Raw genomic sequence first — 21,587 nt, 5'->3', positions numbered from 1 at the left:
TGCAAGGGTGCCATAATACGCAATCACATATTGCGGGCAATTGGGCAGCATGATGGCAACACGGCCGCCTTTTTGAACACCATTTTTCTGCAGGGATGCAGCAAATCCATAGACAGCTTTTTGAAGTTCCGTATAAAGCATTTTCCGGCCATAAAAAGATAAAGCTGTATTCTGCGGATACATCGCTGTCACTTCCTGCAGCATCTCAGGCATCGACTTGCTCGGAATGTTTACTTCGGATGCAATTGATTCAGGATAGCGGGCATGCCAGGTTTTCTTTTCACTCATTCTTAATCCCTCCAAAGTTTACCGTTTTTACATTGCATGCGTTCCGCCATCGACGATTAATACGTCTCCCGTCACATAATTTGACGCATTGGAAGCCAGGAACAAAGCGGCGCCTTTCAAATCATCATCAGAGCCAAAGCGCCTGAGAGGTGTTGCCTCCAGAATTGGGTTTTTCCCCTGCTCAATAATCGCCGCTGACATTTTTGTAGGGAAAAAACCTGGCGCAATGGCATTTACATTGATGCCATACCTGCCCCATTTTACAGCCAGATCCTTTGTCATCGTAATAACAGCGCCTTTACTTGTGTTATAGCCGATCGTATCCATCACCCGGGGGTCAGTGCCCCCAAGTCCGGCAACAGAGGCAATATTAATGATCTTTCCGGACCTTTGCTCAATCATGATCTTACCAGCAGCCTGGCTCATTAAGAACGTCCCTGTCACATTCACATTGATAACTTTTTGCCAGGCATCAAGCGGCATCTCCTCGGCAGGTGCTCCCCACGTGGCACCGCTGTTGTTGACAAGAATATCAATGCTGCCAAATTCCTTAACCGTTTCTTCGATCACTTTATGGACGTCCTCCGGTTTGCTTATGTCACAGGATAGAGCTAAAGTTTTCACTCCAAGTTTGGCGAGACGATCAGCTGTTTCCTGACATGCCTCCACCTTTCTTGAACAAAGAATGATATTTGCGCCTGCCTCGGCAAAGCCTTCCGCAATCTGGGCACCCAGCCCTCGACCTCCTCCAGTTATCAGTGCTGTTTTCCCGGTTAGGTCAAATAAATCCATCACGTTCATATGACTCCCTGCTTTCTCCTATTGGTATTTTTTCAGCTCAAGCTTAGCAATCTGTGCCCGATGGACCTCATCTGGCCCGTCTGCCAGCCTCAGCGTCCTGGCATTTGCCCACAGGGCCGCAAGCGGAACATCCTCAGAGACTCCTGCGGCACCAAAAGACTGAATCGCACGGTCAATTACCTTAAGAGCCATGGATGGGGCCACAACTTTGATCATAGCAATCTCCGTTTTTGCCACTTTATTGCCGGCTGTATCCATCATATAGGCCGCTTTAAGCGTTAATAGTCTTGCCTGCTCAATTTCAATTCGGGAATCCGCAATCCATTCCCGGATGACTCCCTGACTGGAGAGCGGTTTTCCAAAAGCGATGCGATTTTGTACACGCTTACATAATTCATCAAGAGCGCGCTCTGCTGCTCCAATTAGCCTCATGCAATGATGGATGCGTCCCGGACCAAGCCTTCCCTGTGCAATGGCAAACCCTTTCCCTTCACCCCAAATCATATTTTCAGCAGGAACTCTGACATTGTCGTATGTAATTTCAGCATGGCCATGGGGAGCGTGATCATAGCCAAACACCGGAAGCATCCTCTCTATTTTTACTCCTGGCGTATCCAAAGGAACAAGAATCATAGATTGCTGTTCATGACGGCTGGCAGCAGGATCGGTTTTTCCCATAACGATCGCTATCCTGCATCTCGGATCTCCTGCACCTGAGGACCACCACTTCCGTCCATTTATGACATACTCTGTACCTTGCCTTTCAATCCGGGCTTCAATATTTGTGGCATCAGAAGAGGCAACATCCGGCTCTGTCATGGAAAAACATGATCGTATTTCTCCTTTTAGCAGCGGCTGCAGCCAATAACTCTTTTGCTGATCGGTGCCATACCTTGCGAGCACTTCCATGTTGCCGGTATCAGGTGCATTGCAATTGAAGATCTCCGGTGCAATCATCGAACGCCCCATAATTTCGCATAGCGGAGCATATTCCACGTTCGTGAGTCCTGCGCCATACTCGCTTTCCGGTAAAAATAAGTTCCATAACCCGGCATCCTTCGCCTTGCGTTTCAGCTCCTCCATAATGGGCGGAATAGCATTCCATCGGTTTTCCTGTTCTTTCAATTGCTGTTCATACAATGATTCGTTCGGATAAACGTTTTCATCCATAAACAAGTTTAATTTCCTTATAAGCTCCTGCACTTTTGATGAGTATGAAAAATCCACTTCCATCCCTCCTCCACTAACTGACCGGTCGGTATGTTACAAGTTTAGTATAAACAATCATGGAAAAAATTCAACTTATTTTCAGAAAATTTTTAAATTTAATAATTTCAACTCCTAACCAAAGCACTGTTTTTATTGAGACAGAATGTAGGGAATTTTTGCTAGTTAGAAACCATTCTATTTCGTTCCCCGAATTATATTAGAACTATGCACCTACATTTACTGCTTTTAAAACAATTTAACCTTTAAACTCCTCAATTTATACTATTCTAAATTTTTTGACACTTAAAACAGTCTTCATCTATTATTGATTTGAAATTAATAGAGGAGGAACTTAGCAGATGAAAAAATTAGTAAATAAACGCACTATTCCTGTACTCCTGTCTGCTGCTTTATTGGCTGCACCCGCAGTTCAGGCAGAAACTCCCTATTACGGGAAATCATACAGCCAGCCTGAACAAGTAAGACATCTCTTTCCTGACATCGAGGTAAAAGACAAGACTCCTGCCTTTTCAAGGGACGGTGATGCATTTACTTCTCAAGAAGAAATGATGTCTTACATAAACCAGCTCGAAGCTAAAAGTCCTTTCCTGACTGTTAAAACAATCGGAACATCCCAAGAAGGCCGTGAAATACCAGCCCTTTATTTCACAAAGGATAAACATATAAGATCAGGCTATTTATCAAAAAAGCCGATTGTGTGGGTTCAGAGCCAGATCCATGGCAATGAGCCTGCTAGCGGAGAATCAATCCTGGCCTTGGCCAACAGGCTTGCCGGGGAGTTAGGCAAGGAAATTTTGGACGATATCAATGTCATTGTCATACCAAGAGTCAATCCTGATGGATCCTATGCTTTTAAAAGACAGCTTGCCGACGGTCTTGACGGAAATCGCGATCATATAAAACTTGAATCTCCAGAGGTACAGGCCATTCATGCAGAATTTAATAAATATTCACCGGAAGTGGTGATCGATGCTCATGAATATTCCGTGTACAGCAGTGCTTTTAATCAAGTTGGTGAACAGGGCGCGTTGAAGTATCACGATATTCTGATCCAATCTGGCCGAAACCTCAATATCCCTGAAAAAATCCGTCAGGCATCTGACAGTTTATTCGTCGAACCTGCAATGGAAGAGCTTGAGAATAATGGCATCTCCGCAGAAATTTACTATACAGCAGGCCTTGATGACCAAGGTGAAATTGAAATAATCGAGGGCTCCACTGAACCAAGAATTGGCCGGAATTCATTCGGACTTCAGCCTGCATTCTCCTTCCTGCTAGAGAGCAGAGGCATTGGCATCGGCCGAGAAGATTTTGCGCGCCGGGTGAACGCCCAAATTGCGACCCATGAAAGCATTCTTAAGCAAACGGCCAGTCATGCAAGACAAATTAAAAATCTGGTAGCATTTGAAAGACTTAATCTTATTAAAAAAGGCCTAAAACCAAATGACAATGACCCAATAATTATTGATAGCGAAAATAAAGAGATTGAGAATGAGACTCTTGAAATGGTGGACATTGCAACAGGCACTGTTCAGGATATCCCTGTTAAATACTTAAGTGCTACCGACGCAGAACCCACATTGGTAAGAGATAGACCTACTGCCTATCTGATTAAACCAGGTCATGAGGAAATTGCGGAAAAATTAAAGGATCAAGGGTTAAAGGGCTTTAAACTTCCGAAAGATGTAAGCCTTCCAGCTGAAGCCTTTACAGTTACTTCTAAGGAAGGTGCAGGTAATTACGAAGGCAGGGATCTTGTAGAAGTTGAAACTGAGCTGACTAAGAAGAACATTAGCTTCCCGAAAGGCACTTATGTATTTCTGACAGCTCAGCCTCAAACAAATCTGCTTTCCCTCTCCCTGGAGCCTGAATCAGTAGACAGTTATACGACCTTCGGCTACGTCCCTTCTGAAGTTGGGAAGGAATTGCCGATTTACCGTTTTACCATTGATCCAAAGAAATCAAACATGAAACCATTTATGAAATAAATAAAAAGGAGGCTGTCGCATATGTCAGCCTCTCTGGGTTGTTTCAGCTTTCCTTCAAAGACAGCAGTATAGCCATTGGCTTCTTTTTTAATGGCTCTATTAAATTTAAATGTTGATTTTTAAGTAATAAATTAGGGGAACCATCATTAGTCGAGGTTCCCCTTTTTTTTCAGCTAATGCCCCCGTTTGTCCAACAAGGAAACAGAACGGCTGTCTCTAAAAAGACAGCCGTCCAGTCTGAAATTTCAGCGTGTTTAGATAAGAGATATTGTTTCTCTATATATGCCAGCATATTGTCTGTTTATTTAATTTTCTCCGCCAACTCTAAAATAATTCCCTCTGGACCACGAATGTAGCATAACTTATAACTTTCTTCATATTGCTGTATCTCGCTAAAGATTTCCGTGCCCTTCTTTTTCAATTTTGCAACAATAGCTTCAATATCTTCAACAGCAAAGCAAATATGTCGGATACCCAGCGTATTTGCAAAAGGTTGCTGAATATCTCTTTCATCTGACGGCGTATAAAATTTGACTAGCTCTATCCATGCCTGACCATCCGGCATCCCTAATCCAACACATGCCGTTTTAACATCATTAAGCCCAACTATTCTGTCCAACTGTTCTCCATCCAATTCCCATTCCGCTTGTACTTCAAGTCCTAAATCAAGAAAAAACGCTTTAGCCTCTGAAAGATCATTTACGTTTATACTCACATGATCAATTCTATTGATCTTCATATCTAATACCTCCTCCGAGATCATGTGCTCTTCACAGAATTATTCAACAAACCATTTGCAGATTCCTACCATGATAGTTAAATAAGCACTATACAGCGAATTTTGATATAAACTATCAGTATCTGCCACAATTTGTCCTCTAAATATTATCCTTTAGCCAATCGGCGTCCTTTTTCCTTTATTAACCCTGCGCCCATCAGTCCAATCAATGAAAAGATGACCGGAATAATAAATCCATACTGGTATCCTGCTTCAAATGTATCCAAAACTTTTCCGAAAATAAATGGCAGCAAAACTGCGCTCAGAAAGCCTCCAGTGTTGGCGAAACCTGAAACGACACCCACATCCCGGATGTCAAATGATTTTCTGACAATCGCGAACGTCAGCGTACTTGCCCCATTCCCATAACCCATGATCAGGAAAAGGACAATCACGAGCGGATATGGAGGTTTGCCCTGGAATAAAAGAAATAATGCCCAACCCAGTACGACGATTATGTGGGCAAAAAGATAAGGGCGTTTGATGCTGCCCATCCGTCCTGATATGAAGCTCATTAACGGAGCACCGATGATTGCCCCAATCAGTCCAATCATAACTAGCTGACTGGATTCAGAACGGGTCAGATCATACATTTCCATTCCATATGGCACTGCCCATGAACCGATGAAGCCAACATAAGTGCCAACCACGCCAAAATGACACAAAAACGTGGCCCATGCCTGACGGTCAGAAAAAATTCTCTTTAATATGTTGGCTGTTTTCTCTGCTGGCTCCTTCTTACCTTTTGATTTCTTAGGTTCGATTCCCATCCGGGAAGGCTGCAAAATTAAAATGAAATACAGCAATATGGCGAGGATGGTCAAAATAATGCCCACCGCCAAAAACGGAATGCGCCAGCCCCAAATGGAAATCCAAATGGAAAATGGCACAGTCGCGAGCAAAAATCCAAAGCTCCCGGACATGCCCGCAAAACCAAGTAATTTTACAAATTCATTTACCTTAAACCATCTGCCTAAAATGATGACAACATTAATCCAGATCGTCGCATCACCTATTCCGACTAGCATTCTTGCCGCGAAAAGGATGTATTCATTTGCAGCAAAGCTGAATAATAAAGTGCCGATTCCGTTTAGAAGGGTTCCGGCGATTAAAAATACATTAGGGCCAAAACGGTCGGATAATATTCCAATGGGAACCTGCAGGCTGGCATAGGCGAAAAATTGGATGCTCGTCAGGAGCCCAATGGCCGCAGCTGTCACACCGAATTCCTTCATTAATTGATCAGTAATTAAGCCAGGAGCTGTTCTTTGGCTCACGATTAAGAAGTATGTAAATAAGACCGCGCCAAAGACAAGCCACCTGTATTTGCTGTTATGTTTCTCCACTGCCCTCTGCTCCTATTTTCTAAAGAATACCCTCCATTATACGCTAAAAAAAGGCACCTGTCCTCCACTGCGTTAAAGCAGTGGAATACAGGTGCCTATGACTTTGTTATTCTTTTACAAGATCCTTTGTGCTTCTTACTGTATCGATCGGGCGGACATAGCTTTCAATTTGCTCCCTTTTTGGCTCCAGGAATGGCGGGAGTGAGAGTTTTTCCCCAAGTGTTTCATAAGGCTCATCACCCATGAATCCAGGACCATCCGTCGCGAATTCAAATAAAATCTGCGGAGCAACCCGGGAATATAAAGAACCGAAGAAGAAGCGATCTACAAATCCTGATGTCTGGAAACCAAAGCCTCTCAAATGCTGATCCCATTCTTCGAGAACAGACTTATCTTCTACGCGGAATGCTGCGTGATGGACTGTTCCATACCCCTGGCGTGCCTGAGGAAGCGACGGGTTATATTCCACTACCACCTGTGCTCCATTTCCTCCTTCACCCACTTCGAATAAATGGAAATCTCCTTCGTTAGCAATTTCCTTAAAGTGCAGCACCTTTTCCATCATTTCCTTAAAATAATCAAATTGAGCTACCCTTACAAAAAGCGGCCCGAGACCAGTGATCGCGTATTCAAGCGGAATGGGCCCTTTCTGCCAGGGTGTGCCTGATGGTATTCCCCTATTGGTTTCATCCGAGATCAATTGGTATTTTTGATCATCGAAATCTGAGAATGACAGTGTTTTCTTGCCGAACTGCTCCTTGATCCCGGAATGTGGAACCTCTAAACGGTCAAACCGCTTTACCCAATAATCGAGTGCTTCATCTGTCGGAACCCGGAATGACGTTTTCGAAATTTCATCCGTACCGTGAGATCCCTGCGGAATACCGGGAAAATCAAAAAATGTCATATCTGTTCCTGGACTTCCTGTGTCATCTGCAAAAAATAAGTGATACGTTTGAATGTCATCCTGATTTACCGTCTTCTTTACTAAACGCATTCCTAATGTATAAGTGAAAAACTCATAATTTTTCTCAGCACTGCTTGTAATAGCTGTAACATGGTGAATACCTTTTAGTTGATTCAATTGTACTTCCTCCCCGTTTTAATTTATCTTAAAATAAAATATCTTTAATTCGAGATAATTTTATTTTAGCACGTCTTACTGATGGTGTCAAAATATACCGGGGTTTTAGAAAAAGGACTTAATGATGTCTTCTTTATGATTGCATTCCTTGCAGATGTATTCAATCTCCAGTGCATCCTCCCTGGCGATGTGGACAGTTTCTTTTCCGCAGACTTCGCAATATCTCATTTCCGTAATCTCTTTCATTATTACATCTCCTGTTAATGTGTCGTTTATCTTGGTTTAACCAGAATTTTGATTTCTAAACGCAAAAAAACCAGCTCCTCCTGGGAACTGGTTTAATTTACGTATGTACAGCCGCCATTGCCGTAAATAAGGATAAGAAAGTTTTAAACCACCACTCCTCAAAGTGGGTGTTCGCAGAAACATTCCTGCCTGTCCTCCTTGTCATATAGACGGAGGCCTGTCATTCCCGTTTCAATGTAAAACTCCCTGTTACAGCTTAAAGGTTAAAACTTTATTATGATTACGAACAATGCAGCTTGTATTTATATATTAACGGATGCTGGCGGATTTTTCAATGGGCATGCTCAGTCTTTTTATTGTACGAAAAACAAATTTTAAAAAAGGGGTTGAATAATTATTGGTGAATATATTTTACACCAGCCAACCAATCGGAGGATTATTAATGAAACAAAATCCTATTATTTTATCTATTATTACCATCTCACTTTTAATCGGATGTTCAAAAGATGCAGCATATGAATTTGACCTGAATCAGCTGACTAGAGTTGACATCTCAGAAGAAAATAGTGAAAAAGAGTTGATTATAACTGATAAAGAAAAGATTAAATCCTTAAGAAACATAATCTCAAGAATTGAATGGGAGGCAGACATAAAGCCCCAAATGGCTGAAAAAGAAGATGTGATAGCCACTTTATTCTTTACTTATGACAGAGATATGCCAGAGAGATTGACTGAGTACTCCATATGGTTCAGCAAGAAAGATGGATCTGCAGAGATTTTTCACAGAGAAAAAAATGCATTAGGAACCTTAGACAAAGAAAATGCCCAAGCCCTGAAAGAACTAATGATTAATAGCTAAAAAATGAAAATTTCACTGTTTTAGTTTTGTTCTGCTTTGGGCTTCATGACTCCTTTATGGCGACCGTTTTCTCCGCATCCTCTTGATTTTGGGCTTCATGCCCCCTCTATGGCGACCGTTTTCTCCTCGCCTCTCCATTTTTGGGCTTCATGACTCCTCTTTGACGACCATTTTCTCCTCTCTTCTCCTTTTTTGGGCTCCATAATCCACCTATGACTTGAATCCATAGCACCCACTTTCGTCCTCAGCATTCCCCTGCCAATTCCGGCCATTTTGTAATACATTTCCCACTTTTAACAAATACTTTTTAAATAGTACGAATGAATAGGTGGTGCAGAATGGACGGAGAAAAATTTACTTTTTACCTGGATGAAAAGGAAATCGAAGCAAAATCGGGTCAGTCGATTTTTGAGGCGGCACGGAATCACAACCATTTTCTCCCGGGGATTTGTTCTTCCCAGCCTGATCTGGGTGTTGGCGTCATTCAGACGTGCGATACCTGCTACGTAGAGATTGATGGCGAGCTGAAGCGGTCTTGTGCGACAAAGGCTGAGCCGAATATGAAGGTAAGTTCTGTGTCAGAGCTGGCCAAGGAAGCCCAGCTTGAGGGTATGTCCCGCATCTTGAAAAATCATGAGCTATACTGCACGGTTTGCGATAACAATAACGGAAATTGTGTAGTGCATAATACAGCGGAACATTTTAAGATTGAGCATCAGAAGTATGAATTTAAACCAAAGCCCTACCCTCAGGATACTTCGAATCCCTTTTACCGGTATGAGCCGGATCAGTGCATTCTTTGCGGGCTGTGTGTGGAGGCGTGCCAGGATCTGCAGGTGAGCGAGGTTCTAAGCATCGCCTGGGACCGGGAGCAGCCGCGCGTGATTTGGGATAATGATGTGCCGATAAATGAATCCTCCTGCGTATCCTGCGGGCATTGTGTGACAGTGTGCCCCTGCAATGCATTAATGGAGAAATCGATGCTCGGCAAAGCCGGCTATCTCACGAATATTCCAAAGCCTCTTCTTGAGCCGATGATTGATTTAACGAAAGAAGTTGAGCCTGGGTATAAAGAGATATTTGCTATTTCCAATGTAGAGGCAGCGATGCGGGAAGCCCGTATTAAGCGGACAAAAACGGTCTGTACGTATTGCGGGGTCGGCTGCAGCTTCGAGGTTTGGACGAAAGACCGGGAAATTCTCAAAATCCAGCCGTCGCCTGAAGCTCCTGTTAATGGAATTTCGACATGTGTAAAAGGAAAATTCGGCTGGACCTTTGTGAACAGCAAAGAACGCCTCACCAAACCTCTAATCAGAAAAGGCGAAAAATTCTTTGAAGCCACATGGGATGAGGCTCTATCTATGATTGCGGAGAAATTCACTGACATTAAAGAAGAGAATGGACCGGATGCCCTCGGTTTTATCGCATCTTCCAAGTGTTCCAACGAGGAAAACTATCTGTTCCAAAAGCTTGCCAGAGCCATTTTTAAAACGAACAATATTGATAATTGTTCAAGATACTGTCAGACACCTGCCTCCATGGGTCTTATCCGCACAGTCGGCATCGGCGGTGACTCCGGTACGATGAAGGATATCGCAAGCTCGGATTTAATCATTGTTGTCGGTGCGAACCCGGCAGAATCACACCCTGTTCTGGCAACACGGATTAAACGGGCGCATAAATTGGCGGACCAGAAGCTCATTGTAGCCGACCTTCGGAAAAATGATTTGGCGGAACGGGCTGATTTGCATATTCATCCAAAGCCGGGGACCGATCTGGTATGGCTTTCCGCTGTCACAAAATACTTTATCGACCAGGGCTGGGAAGACAGCGAATTTCTTTACTCTCGTGTAAATCATGTGCATGAATATAAAAAGTCCCTTGAAAAATTTACACTCGAATATGCTGAAGAAGTTACCGGGATTTCAAAGGAAACTTTAATCAAAATAGCTGAAATGATTCATAATGCAAACGGTACTTGCATTTTATGGGCCATGGGTGTTACGCAGCACTTAGGAGGCACGGATACAAGCACCGCGATCAGCAACCTGCTTTTAGTTACAGGCAATTTTGGCAAGCCTGGTGCGGGAGCTTACCCGCTGCGCGGCCACAATAACGTCCAGGGTGCGAGTGATTTTGGCACCATGCCTACCTGGCTTCCAGGTTATCAGCCAATAGAAAATGATGAAATCCGCACCCGCTTTGAACAAGCCTGGGGCACCGAACTCCCTAAAAACCCTGGTCTCAACAACCATCAGATTGTAGAGGCCATCCAGGCTGGAAAAGTAAAGGGCATGTATCTTTTTGGGGAAGAAATGGGCCTTGTGGATTCGAATATCAATTATGTTCACGAAGCCTTTGAAAAACTGGATTTCTTTGTCGTGCAGGATATATTCTTTTCCAAGACAGCCCAATTTGCGGATGTGATTCTGCCGGCAGCGCCAAGCCTTGAAAAAGACGGAACCTTCACGAATACAGAGCGGCGTATCCAGCGATTTAATAAAGTTTTCGAGCCGCTCGGTGACAGCAAACCGGATTGGCTCATCTTTCAGGAGCTTGCCAACAAGCTTGGCGCAAAGTGGCATTATAAAGACCCAGGTGAAATCATGGATGAAGCCGCTAAGCTTTCGCCTGTGTTTGCCGGTGTCAGCTACAAGCGCCTTGAAAACTGGGAAAGCCTTGTTTGGCCTGTTGCCCCGGATGGAACGGATACACCTTTACTTTACAAGGAAAAGTTTCATTTTCCGGATGGAAAAGCCCGCTTAATTACCGTGGATTGGACTCCTCCTTTTGAAGCCGGAGAAGAATATGACCTTCATTTGAACAACGGAAGAATTCTGGAGCATTTCCATGAAGGCAACATGACCTATCAATCCGAAGGCATTTCATATAAGGTGCCGGAGCTATGGCTGGAGGTTTCTCCTGAGCTGGCAGACGAACGGAATATCAAAACCGGCAGTCTTGTGCGCCTCACCTCCCCTTATGGCCATGTCAAAGTAAAAGTGTGGGTGACAGATCAGGTCAAGGGAAAAGAACTGTATTTGCCGATGCATACTACTGAAGGAATGGGAGCAGTCAATAAGCTGACCAGCAGCTATCATGACAAAATTACACATACGCCCAACTACAAGGAAATGCAGGTAAAAATGGAAGTGCTTGAACGGGACGGCGATTCACCGCTTCCTCACCACAACTTCCGGTTTGGCAGCCCGCAGCCGCATATTGGCGTAGAAACAGAGAAAAAATGGAGCCGGGACGACTTCATCTCCATTCCGGAAATGCTGAAAAAGGAGGGTATCTACGATGGCGAAAGCGATCAAGCAAATTGAACTGGTTAAGCCTTCGGCCCAGGAAGAACAAGCGCAGGATATAGCTGGTCTTTTAACGCAGCTTAGCCAGAACCGGGAGGCCATCTCAAGTGCCATCGATATTATCGGACAGCTGCAAAAGTCTGGAATTCTTGATATTTTTCAAGGATTTCTGCATTCGAAAGAAAAAGTGGCTGCCATTGCGATTGACCAGGTTAACCAGCCGAACATGCACAATATCATCCGCAACGGTTTTAATACCGTCGATTTTCTTGGCTCCCTCGATCCCCAGCAGATGAATATCATGATGAGTGCTGTCACTAAGGGTCTTGATGAATCTGCAGAAGTGATGAAAAGGAATGAAAAGACCGGTGTGCTCGGGCTTATGAAAGCCTTGCGCGATCCTGATATTAATCTGGCCATCAATTCTATGCTTGGTTTTCTCAAAGGAATGGGCAGGGAAATGGGCAAAGAGCACAGTCATTATAAAACAGGAGAGTGATTTGAAATGATTACTCGAACAATCTCTATCGAAAACATGGATCAGGCGGATGAAGAAAAACTAAGCAAGGCTCTGAATGATATCTGGGGTGTCCGGAAGATTAAGCTGAATTCCATGAGTGGTGAAGCAGTCATCTCATTTGATGAAGATGCTGCCTCCTTCATGGATTTTGAACAGGCAATCAAAGACTGCGGATATAACATTCTATCAAGTGATGAATAAGGGGGTGTTATTTTGGCAAAGGTCTGTGAAATCTGCGGGCATATGGAGGAAACAGAGGAAGAGGAATACAGCTTTGATATGCTGATCATTTGCCCGGATTGCTCCAATAATCGTGTTCATCCATTTTCCTTTGAAAATTAATAAAGAACTCCTGCCAGATATTCCGGCAGGAGTTTTACTCATTATTCCGTGACAAGCTGTCCGCTTGCTCTTTTTTGTTTCTTCGCAGTTCTGATTTTCTTGATGTCTCGCTTCATCAGCAATGAAACGATGAAGCCGATGGCCAGCATGGTGCCAAATACATAGAACGTAATCGTATAGCTTTGCGTATTTTCATATAAGCTGGATACAAGCATAGGGCCGACCACTCCGGCGATGGACCACGATGTAAGCAAATAACCATGAATCGCGCCAAGCTGTTTGGTTCCAAACAGGTCCCCGATAAAAGCCGGAAGCGATGCAAACCCGCCCCCATAGCATGAAACAATGATATAGAGGAAAACAGAAAAGATAAACGAGTTTGTGATGAATGGAAGAATGAAGAATGCAGCCACCTGGATCAGGAAGAAGGTCATATATGTATTTCCTCTTCCAAGATAATCGGATGCACACGCCCAGCCAATTCTACCGCCTCCATTAAAGAGGCCCATAATGCCGACGATGCTTGCAGCCGTGATGGCGCTTGCCCCAGTGATTTCCTGGGCCATTGGAGCGGCAACTGAGAGAATCATGATGCCTGCAGAAATATTGATGAACATCATAATCCAAAGAAGCCAGAAACGCTTGGTCTTAATCGCTTCATTGGCAGTCATTTGTGCCAGGTCTGTCTTTGCCGGCCGCTCTTCCCTGCTCTCTTCCATTCCTTCAGGTTCCCATCCTTCAGGCGGCTTTGCGATATAAAGCGAACCCAATATCATCAGAATAAAATAACTGATTCCCAGGACATAGAAGGTTGTCGGAATTGAAGTTGCGATCATTAATCTGCTTGCAATAGGGCTTGTGATCAGGGCCCCTGCACCAAAGCCCATAACGGCCATTCCGGTTGCAAGCCCCCTTCTATCAGGAAACCACTTAACCAATGTGGAGACAGGTGCAATATAGCCGAATCCGAGACCCAATCCCCCAATGACACCGAAGAAAATCAGGAATAGGATATAATTCTCCAATTGAATGGCGAAGCCTGACCCAATAATCCCTATTCCAAAGAATACTGCGGCAATCATGGCTGAAACTCTCGGTCCCCGCTTTTCCACAAACCGGCCAAAAAAAGCTGCCGCAATCCCAAGAATAAAAATGGCAATGGTAAAAGCCAGTGAGACATCTGTTTTTTCCCAGCCGAGCGCTTCTTTCAAGGGATTTTGATAAACACTGTACGCATATACTGAACCGATTGATAAATGAATGGCGACTGCTGAAAGGGCAATCAGCCATCTATTCTTGTTCGCCATAAAGAACCCCTTTCCTGATGATTGTTTTATTTATTCCCCTAATGGGAAATAAGCTCCATGCTATTTTTTACCTTCCCAAAAAAGCCTGTCTCTAATCCTATTAGAGACAGGCTTTCCGAAAATCATTTTGATGCGAACCCTTTTTTCAGTAAATAGATTTCTGTTCTGTAATTATGAACAGCCTCGTCGAATGGCAGCTCCCCCGCAAATTTTTTAACGATATTATGAAATGTGACAGAAGAAATAATCTGCATCATATGAAAAAGCTCGTGTTCGTCCTGAATATTAAGCCGTTCCTTATTAATCAGATTGCTGATTTTCCTGAAATCCTCATTCAGGTCATTTTCACCGAAGCTTCTTGCCATAACATGTTCAATTCGATGCGTCATATTGAGAAACAAATTCCTCAAAAACTGCAGATTTTCTTTTTCCTCTGTAATGATGGCTGTATAAAAATCGACCATCGCATCAAAAATATCGCCATTATTTTTGCGGAGCGCTTCCAGAAAGAGAAGTTTATATGAAGAAACATGGCTATTCAATAAGTAGAAAAACGCATCTTCTTTGTCGTCAAAATATTGATAAAAGCTGCCGCGCGGGATTTTGGCATCTTTTATGATATTGGATATGGATGCCTGATAAAGCGGGACGCGGGCAAATTCCTTTTTGGCCGCCTGGACTAAGCTGCCCCGTTTGTCTTCAGGCAAATTGAAAAAAGTAATTTTGGGCAAATTCGGTTCCTCCTTACTGCCAGTCTCTTTTTTCCTCCTTTAAAAAATGGATAAAATAAGGGACTGCCTTTCTGGGATTCTCATTTATCAGTGCCTGATATCTTGTTTTAATGGGATCAGAAGCCCATTGGCTTTTAGTGATCCGTTCTTTAATGTACTGAGAGCTCAGTTTCTGAATTTCCAGCTGCTGATGTCTCCCTTCCTTAGACAGCGCGAAACCAAGCGCGCCGATAATGGCGTAAATCAGGATGGCTGCCGGCGATGTTTTCTCATCCTGAACGGTGAAAAATAGGGTCATGAGATTGATTAATGACAGAATAATTAAGGGTGTTGACCAAAAAATATATCTGGATGCTTTTTTCATAATGGGAGTTATCTTTTCTTCAAGCTGCTCCAATTCTCTTTTTACGAAATTCGGTATATCTGTCCACACTTGCATCTATTTCGTCTCCTTTAAGTTTTTATCCCTTTCCCGGCCAGCAGTAATTGAAGGCTTTCAGGGGAAAAAATCATGTCTTCATCATCTTCCAGCTGTTTTAGACCAATCATTTCCTCTTGGATATTCTCCATTTTCCGATCGAGGCGTGAAGCCGTGTCAGCTGCCTCTTTCAGTTCATTCACTATTCTTTGCGGAATTTCTTTATTGTACTTGTAGTAAATCTTGTGCTCCAGGCTCGCCCAGAAGTCCATGGCGATCGTCCTGATTTGAATCTCAACTGGAACCAGCTCTTCCCTGTCAGACATAAAAATGGGAATCTGGACAATCAGATGCAGGCTCTGATAGCCATTTGGCTTTGGGTTCTGAATATAATCCTTGCATTCGAGCACGGTTATATCCTTCTGGCTTTCAAGCATCGCTTTGATTTTATAAATATCTGATACAAACGAACATGTAATGCGGACGCCAGCAATATCCCGAATATTTTGCTGAATGGATTCTAAGGAAATCTCCAATTTTTTTCTTTGCAGCTTTTTAAACATACTTTCTGGTGATTTAATTCGTGATTTTACATGCTCAATCGGATTATAGTCATGCACATACTGAAATTCTTCTTTCAGGATATTTATTTTGGTGTTTATTTCTTCCAATGCGAACTTGTAGGACATCATAAAACGCACTAAATCTGTCCTTAGTTCTTTAAGTGACATTTGCTCAGGCATATTGGTGACCATATGGGCTCCTTTGAATTTTCGCCTTATTTTTGAGAGGCTTAATATTGGATGGCTTTTTGCAGATTGCTGCATTTACTCCCTGTTTCTGCAATTCAGCAATAAGCAATTGAATTTTGGACAATGCTTTCACCTCGATGTGACACTGTGTCATCCTTACAATTGAATTGTATATGACATCGTGTCACACGTCAACCAGTTATGACACAATGTCACAAATTTGCCTTCTTTTGAATTAATGGATAGCTCTTTTAGAAACAAAGCTCAGCCTATTTACATGTCACCACTTTGAGCTGTATAATAAATAATTAGTTACTCTTGATAACTATTACTTAAGGTAACCAAATTGGAGGTTTTTAGAATCGAAACATTTCAGCGTTTTTTTCATCAGCTTGTGCTATTGTATCGCCCATTTGAGAATAGGCTGAACAATGAATTAAGCAGGCATCATTTATACAGGGCTCAATGGTCCATCATGTATTACTTGAATAATGATGGCTCCGGCACACTGGTGGAGCTTTCACATTATCTTGGCGTTGAAAAACCAACGGTGACAAGGACGATTGCAAAACTGGAGGAGATGGGCTATTTAGAATCTGTTCCGACTAAAGACAAACGGGAAAAAAGAATGCAGCTGACCGATACTGGCAGGAAGGTTTATCAAGAGGTCCGCGTTACTATTGATGAATTCGAACAGGACATTCTAAGAGGAATTTCAGAGGAGGAACAGCTGGAAGGGATTCGCCTGATGAGCGAAATCCGCAAAAATTTAATGCAGGGAGAGTTATAAATTGAATCAGCCTAATCCGAAGCTTTGGACAAAGGATTTTATTATTGTTTCATCCGTTAATTTTTTCTTAACATTGATTTTCTATTTACTGATGGTGACCATTGCTGTCTTTGCAGTGGGTTACTATAGTGCCACAACCAGCCAGGCCGGGCTTGTTACGGGCATCTTTATTATTGGAACTCTCATTGGCAGGCTTTATATCGGGCGGGCCATTGATAACATCGGGCGTAAGAAAACACTTTTTATCGGTTTGATCTTTTTTACGCTGACAACACTTTTATATTTTGTGAACGCCGGAATTGCTTTCCTGCTGACTACCAGGTTTATACACGGCATTGCTTTAGGTGTAGCAAGTACGGCGACAGGGACCATCGCTGCACAAATTATTCCTGCAGCACGCAAAGGGGAAGGAATTGGCTACTTCAGCATGAGCACAACGCTGGCGACAGCTGTAGGGCCATTTATTGGCTTATTGATGATGCAAAAGGTTTCTTTCCAACTGATTTTTGCCTTTTGTCTGGCCATCGGCATCATTGCCCTGATTACATCCTTCTTTTTATATGTTCCTGCAACAGAAACCTCTGGTGTGAAAAAGCAGGGCTTCCAAATTTCCAGCTTTATCGAGCCAAAAGCAGTCCCTATTGCATTCATCACACTGGCAATCGCATTCGGTTATTCCGGGGTCCTCTCTTTTATCAACTTTTATGCTATAGAAGTTGATTTAGTGAAGGCTGCGAGCTTTTTCTTTCTCATCTACTCGGCAGCTGTCCTGGTTTCACGTCCATTTACCGGACGGCTGATGGATCTTAAAGGAGCAAATTATGTAATGTACCCCGCTTTTATCTTATTTGCGGCAGGTATGTTTGTCCTTAGCACAGCTAACAGCAGTTTCACGTTGCTTTTGGCTGGTGCGCTAATTGGGCTGGGCTTTGGGAACATGCAGTCCTGCACCCAGGCAGTGGCCGTCAAGCTGACACCCGCTCATAGGATGGGATTGGCGACGTCAACGTTCTTTATCTTTCTTGATGCAGGCTTGGGATTTGGCCCCTATTTGCTGGGATTCATTATTCCGATTACAGGCTATGGCAGTCTATATGGTATAATGGCAATCTTTGTTTTATTATCAGCCATTTTATATTATTTCCTTCATGGGAAGAAGGAATCTGCAGCCCTAAAAAAATTGAACACATCTGTTTCAGCTTGAACCTAAGGCATTGCAAAATAGAAAAAAGCCATGGACCTTTTTACCGTCCATGGCTTTTGATCGTTTTAGTTCTGAAATACTGTAACCGTTTTAGGGCTCGTGGTCACTTTAAAGCCCTGCTTGTTTGATACATCTGCACTAATGGTGTAAGTCCCATTCGGAAGACCTGCGTCTGGAGTCCACTTCAAGTGAATTTCATGTTCATTTTCCACATTGATTGTGTCAACGGTTTTTCCGGCTTCATCTTTAATGTTCACTGTCCAGTTAACGCGGTTGTTTGCAAATGCATTAATCCCTGCTGGCGTGTTTGCATTCACATTTTTATTAGGATAAACACTGAAGTAGCTCACTAGCATCCCCTCATCTATATAGGAAGGATCCCCCCATACAGCATAGCTCTGGTTCAATGCATGGTCGACACCCAATACGACAACGCTCTTCGGTTCTTCTTTTACAAGGGCTGACGTTTTTCCAGGTTCGAGCGGCATATACTTCCCGTTATACCAGATGATGGCACCATTATAGCCGCTTCCCCCTTCGTTATCTTCTGACTTGAAGGAAATTTCATATTGCCCGTCCTTTGGCTGTACCTGAATATCCGAGACGATTGGTGCAACAGAATCTACGTGAACCGGAAGCCTTACTTCCTGAGGCTTGGCATCCTTGTAATCAAGTGTTGTTTTGATTACATACTGATAGGTTCCATCCTCAACGAATTGCCCATGTTGATTCTTAACATCCCATAAATATCCGTTAATCATATAGTCACGGAAAGCCATGATATTTTTGCGGAACTTCCAAGGCTTGCCTGTAAATTCACTGAAGTCGCCTAAATAGTTGACCATTTCCCCTTTATCATTCTCCACGTACATTTCTGTCTTTTGTAAATTGCGGAAAGCTGTAAAAGTTGGGAAAACACCTGGCAAAACAGCATTAGGAGAAATCACAATGCGGTCCATATTAAAGGTTCCGGTATACGGATCATATCCCATCGGGAACTGTGCTCCTTCATCGTTCCATAGGACTGTATATCCTAAGAAGGCATCTTTTTCCCATGCAGCCGGGTCGAGGTTTTGCGGCTTGTCCCATTGACCAAAGTAGCCCATATATGGAATTGTCAGCGGCACAGCGGCATCACTGTTTTTACCTGTTGGCACAAGACGGACATACCCTTCGACAAATGAGCCCTTCTTAAAGCTATCCGGCAATTGAATCTGTACATCCAGACTCTTGTTTTGTCCTGGCTTAATTTTAAGCGTTTTTCCTTTTTCATCGGTCACTTTTTCACCATTGACGATGGCAGAAGCACCTGAGATCCGCTTGCTGGTCATTGTTAAATATTCCTTGGCATCCAAATGACCGTCATTGTCCAGGTCAAACTCTTTTGTTTCTGTTTCGTCTGTTAAAACATCAACGTACACTTTATATTCGAAATCTTTCACGTCAGCATTTCGTAGTGCTTCGACATTCAGTTTGAAGTGTGCTTTCTCATTAATTTCCTTTAGAGCAATCGCTCCTGCCTGTTCCAAAGGAGCGTTTTTATTTGTCACAAGCACAGGAGTTTTGATGGCATTTTGTATTTGCATTAATCCGGATCCCTGAACGCGTGGTGAGTATGGGACCTGGCTATTTGCCCGCGGATCCTGAATGATTTTTGATGTATTCATTAAGGCGATTTTCGCTTTTAATGCAGTTTCTTTGGATTGCGGCAATCCTTTTTCATATAATGCCTGAAGCAGCAAAGCTGATCCGCCTGCGACATGAGGCGCTGCCATGGACGTACCGCTCATTATTTCATATTCATTGCCGGGAACAGTGGAATAAATCCCTCCGCCTGGTGCTGATAGCTCTGGCTTGAAGTCAAGCGTGTGCGGCGTTCCAAAAGATGAAAAGTCTGACATGTTATCTTTATCAGCATTATCAACCCAAACACCTTTGCTCATCTGCATTTTCACTGTTTGTCCCTTGGACAGCTGTGAAATTAAAGCATTCCCATCCTCCTTGCTGGTAGTTGCTGCAGGGGTTAAGTACTGACTAAAGTACAAGAAAGGAAAATCAGCTTCATCATGAGGCGGTACAAGGATAACCGCCTTGGCACCATTTTTCCTGGCTTCAGATTGAACATATGAATATAAACCATATTTTTGATTTGGTTTTGCCACGACTATTTTGCCGGCGACATCTTTTCCGGCAAAATCAGCTGTCTTTCCTTCCCCTACATATACCATTTCATAGCTTTCTCCTGATGTTAACACCTTTGAAAGTTTGAAGTTTACATGGGTCTGATCCTGGTATGGAAGCTGCAAGCCGTTTTCATCAGTAAGTGAATTCATATGCAATTTGGTATTTTCATAGGATGCTACTGATAACGCAAACGGGCTAACAGATGGTTCTCCAACAGTGCCGATATCCGGATTTTCCGCATATGGCTTGGCAGAAGCCTCCAAAATATTATTTTTAGTACTGTAAGATGAATTGCCTCCAGCAACTACTACCAGGGTACCCTGCTCAGTTGCTTCCCGGATTGACTTTTGGATAGGATCATTTTCCTCTCCTACAAAGCCGGCATCTGACCCAAGACTCATGTTAATGACGTCGGCCCCCATTGCCACAGCGTGTTCAATTCCAGCAATAATATCATCTTCATAAGCTCCACCGCCATTATCAGAAAATACTTTTTCAGCTAATAACTGTACACCCGGAGCAATACCCTTGACCCCATCATTTTCCTCATTGCCATTAGCACCAACTGTACCAGCTACGTGCATGCCATGCGGACTTCCATATTGTCCGCGGGGAATGACATCCGTATCTTCATCTGCCCAGTCATAGCCTGTCGGCACTTTGTCGCTATACCAGACATCATGAATAGCCGTATCAGCGAGTTTTGCCTGGATTCCTTCCTCGGACCATTTCTGCTTGTCTTTCCCTTCATCCGTCAATGTCATATCCTGGTGTGTATAGTCCAATCCGGAGTCAACTACAGCAACAAGCAGCCCTTCCCCTTCATAGCCATGCTGCTCCCAGACCTTTTGTGCCTGGACCAGCTCCTTGCTGGCACCCATGGATGGCTGGTATGTTCTCGCAATATGTACGTTAGTGACACCAGGAATTGCCTGTATTTCTTTTACATTATGAAACTCGGTTTCCAGGCTGAAACCATTAAATCCCTCATAAAAGCGATGCTTCACTTTCTTGAAAGATTTCTTCTTGGAAAGCGCTGAAATAACCTCGTCTTGTTTTGCCTTCATTTTACTTTTTTTGCTTTGTTTCGCTTTTTCAGCAGCTGCCGGCTGTTCGACCTCAACAATTACTCGTAAAATTTCATTTGGCTCATATGGTTTCGTTAACCCTTTTTCTTTCAGATCTTTATATCCCAGCTTGTCCACTGCATTTGCTTCAGTCTGATATTGCTGATCCAAAAATATTTTATGCCCCTGCTTGACAATGTCTTCAACACTTGGAGCCTTGACCTCATCATCCTGAGCTCCTTGTGCCGATACTGTTCCCCCAAAAAGCATTGCTGCTGCCAATGCAGAAGCCAGCACCTTATAGGGTACCCCTTTTTTCACTTTCATTTCACTCCCGCCCT

20 protein-coding genes and 1 other RNA gene are annotated in these 21,587 nt (G+C 43.3%); 8 read left to right on the top strand and 13 right to left on the bottom strand.

Annotated features, from left to right (window positions below; all coding sequences use genetic code 11):
* The 3 genes from ACEQ1T_RS13355 to ACEQ1T_RS13345 form a co-directional block, all read right to left on the bottom strand.
* A partial coding sequence (locus ACEQ1T_RS13355; RefSeq protein WP_370223312.1) for an AMP-binding protein occupies positions 1–288 on the bottom strand: 288 nt, incomplete at its 3' end.
* A gap of 27 nt (positions 289–315) precedes the next feature.
* Entirely contained in the window at positions 316–1,089 is a 774-nt protein-coding gene (locus tag ACEQ1T_RS13350; RefSeq protein ID WP_206839496.1) for an SDR family oxidoreductase, read from the bottom strand.
* A gap of 18 nt (positions 1,090–1,107) precedes the next feature.
* The gene (locus ACEQ1T_RS13345) at positions 1,108–2,316 is read right to left on the bottom strand and encodes an acyl-CoA dehydrogenase (protein WP_206839495.1); all 1,209 of its coding nucleotides are present in this window, start codon (positions 2,314–2,316) and stop codon (positions 1,108–1,110) included.
* A gap of 341 nt (positions 2,317–2,657) precedes the next feature.
* On the opposite strand from ACEQ1T_RS13345, the gene ACEQ1T_RS13340 reads away from it, so the two are divergent.
* The gene (locus ACEQ1T_RS13340; RefSeq protein WP_370223310.1) at positions 2,658–4,307 is read left to right on the top strand and encodes a M14 family metallocarboxypeptidase; all 1,650 of its coding nucleotides are present in this window, start codon (positions 2,658–2,660) and stop codon (positions 4,305–4,307) included.
* 301 nt (positions 4,308–4,608) lie between these two features.
* Here the strand turns inward: ACEQ1T_RS13340 and ACEQ1T_RS13335 are convergent, their stop codons facing one another.
* The 5 genes from ACEQ1T_RS13335 to ssrS all read right to left on the bottom strand — a co-directional run bounded on the left by ACEQ1T_RS13335 (position 4,609) and on the right by ssrS (position 8,062).
* The gene (locus ACEQ1T_RS13335) at positions 4,609–5,046 is read right to left on the bottom strand and encodes a VOC family protein (RefSeq protein WP_370223308.1); all 438 of its coding nucleotides are present in this window, start codon (positions 5,044–5,046) and stop codon (positions 4,609–4,611) included.
* 146 nt (positions 5,047–5,192) lie between these two features.
* Positions 5,193–6,431, bottom strand: coding sequence for a nitrate/nitrite transporter (locus ACEQ1T_RS13330; protein ID WP_370223307.1), 1,239 nt, complete (start codon positions 6,429–6,431; stop codon positions 5,193–5,195).
* Positions 6,432–6,537: 106 nt separating this feature from the next.
* Complete coding sequence (locus ACEQ1T_RS13325; protein ID WP_370223306.1) at positions 6,538–7,515, bottom strand: ring-cleaving dioxygenase; 978 nt, start codon at positions 7,513–7,515, stop codon at positions 6,538–6,540.
* Positions 7,516–7,620: 105 nt separating this feature from the next.
* On the bottom strand, positions 7,621–7,761 hold the full coding sequence (locus ACEQ1T_RS13320) for a hypothetical protein (protein WP_370223304.1): 141 nt from the start codon (positions 7,759–7,761) through the stop codon (positions 7,621–7,623).
* 105 nt (positions 7,762–7,866) lie between these two features.
* Positions 7,867–8,062: non-coding RNA, 6S RNA (gene ssrS / locus ACEQ1T_RS13315), on the bottom strand.
* Positions 8,063–8,203: 141 nt separating this feature from the next.
* Between ssrS and ACEQ1T_RS13310 the strand changes: the two genes are divergently transcribed.
* The 5 genes from ACEQ1T_RS13310 (at position 8,204) to ACEQ1T_RS13290 (ending at position 12,793) form a co-directional block, all read left to right on the top strand.
* Positions 8,204–8,620 carry a hypothetical protein gene (locus tag ACEQ1T_RS13310; protein ID WP_370223303.1) on the top strand — a complete coding sequence of 139 codons (417 nt, stop codon included), beginning with the start codon at positions 8,204–8,206 and terminating at the stop codon, positions 8,618–8,620.
* A 338-nt stretch (positions 8,621–8,958) separates the two neighbouring features.
* A complete protein-coding gene (gene fdhF / locus ACEQ1T_RS13305; protein WP_370223302.1) occupies positions 8,959–11,949 on the top strand; it encodes a formate dehydrogenase subunit alpha in 2,991 nt (996 codons plus the stop codon).
* Positions 11,924–12,430, top strand: coding sequence for a DUF1641 domain-containing protein (locus ACEQ1T_RS13300; protein WP_206839485.1), 507 nt, complete (start codon positions 11,924–11,926; stop codon positions 12,428–12,430). Before fdhF ends, ACEQ1T_RS13300 begins: the two co-directional genes overlap by 26 nt.
* Before the next feature lie 6 nt (positions 12,431–12,436).
* Positions 12,437–12,652 carry a heavy-metal-associated domain-containing protein gene (locus ACEQ1T_RS13295; protein ID WP_206839484.1) on the top strand — a complete coding sequence of 72 codons (216 nt, stop codon included), beginning with the start codon at positions 12,437–12,439 and terminating at the stop codon, positions 12,650–12,652.
* A gap of 12 nt (positions 12,653–12,664) precedes the next feature.
* Entirely contained in the window at positions 12,665–12,793 is a 129-nt protein-coding gene (locus ACEQ1T_RS13290; RefSeq protein WP_370223301.1) for a hypothetical protein, read from the top strand.
* A 41-nt stretch (positions 12,794–12,834) separates the two neighbouring features.
* On the opposite strand, the gene ACEQ1T_RS13285 is transcribed toward ACEQ1T_RS13290, so the two are convergent.
* The 4 genes from ACEQ1T_RS13285 to ACEQ1T_RS13270 all read right to left on the bottom strand — a co-directional run bounded on the left by ACEQ1T_RS13285 (position 12,835) and on the right by ACEQ1T_RS13270 (position 16,004).
* Complete coding sequence (locus tag ACEQ1T_RS13285; RefSeq protein WP_370223299.1) at positions 12,835–14,100, bottom strand: OFA family MFS transporter; 1,266 nt, start codon at positions 14,098–14,100, stop codon at positions 12,835–12,837.
* A gap of 122 nt (positions 14,101–14,222) precedes the next feature.
* Positions 14,223–14,831: a TetR family transcriptional regulator gene (locus tag ACEQ1T_RS13280; protein ID WP_370223298.1), complete on the bottom strand. Its 609-nt coding sequence runs from the start codon at positions 14,829–14,831 to the stop codon at positions 14,223–14,225.
* A 13-nt stretch (positions 14,832–14,844) separates the two neighbouring features.
* Positions 14,845–15,270, bottom strand: coding sequence for a DUF5392 family protein (locus ACEQ1T_RS13275; protein WP_206839481.1), 426 nt, complete (start codon positions 15,268–15,270; stop codon positions 14,845–14,847).
* A 14-nt stretch (positions 15,271–15,284) separates the two neighbouring features.
* Positions 15,285–16,004 carry a GTP pyrophosphokinase family protein gene (locus tag ACEQ1T_RS13270; protein ID WP_206839480.1) on the bottom strand — a complete coding sequence of 240 codons (720 nt, stop codon included), beginning with the start codon at positions 16,002–16,004 and terminating at the stop codon, positions 15,285–15,287.
* Positions 16,005–16,347: 343 nt separating this feature from the next.
* Here ACEQ1T_RS13270 and ACEQ1T_RS13265 point away from each other — a divergent pair, with 343 nt between their 5' ends.
* Positions 16,348–16,791: a MarR family winged helix-turn-helix transcriptional regulator gene (locus tag ACEQ1T_RS13265; RefSeq protein WP_370223296.1), complete on the top strand. Its 444-nt coding sequence runs from the start codon at positions 16,348–16,350 to the stop codon at positions 16,789–16,791.
* A gap of 1 nt (position 16,792) precedes the next feature.
* Positions 16,793–17,995, top strand: coding sequence for an MFS transporter (locus ACEQ1T_RS13260; protein WP_370223295.1), 1,203 nt, complete (start codon positions 16,793–16,795; stop codon positions 17,993–17,995).
* 65 nt (positions 17,996–18,060) lie between these two features.
* On the opposite strand, the gene ACEQ1T_RS13255 is transcribed toward ACEQ1T_RS13260, so the two are convergent.
* The gene (locus ACEQ1T_RS13255; protein ID WP_370223294.1) at positions 18,061–21,573 is read right to left on the bottom strand and encodes a S8 family serine peptidase; all 3,513 of its coding nucleotides are present in this window, start codon (positions 21,571–21,573) and stop codon (positions 18,061–18,063) included.
* Positions 21,574–21,587: the final 14 nt, after the last annotated feature.

This window comes from Cytobacillus sp. (genome assembly GCF_964223445.1).
Classification (GTDB): domain Bacteria; phylum Bacillota; class Bacilli; order Bacillales; family Cytobacillaceae; genus Cytobacillus.
The sequence above is the reverse complement of the archived record's forward strand: the minus strand, read 5'-3'. Positions and strand labels throughout refer to the sequence as shown.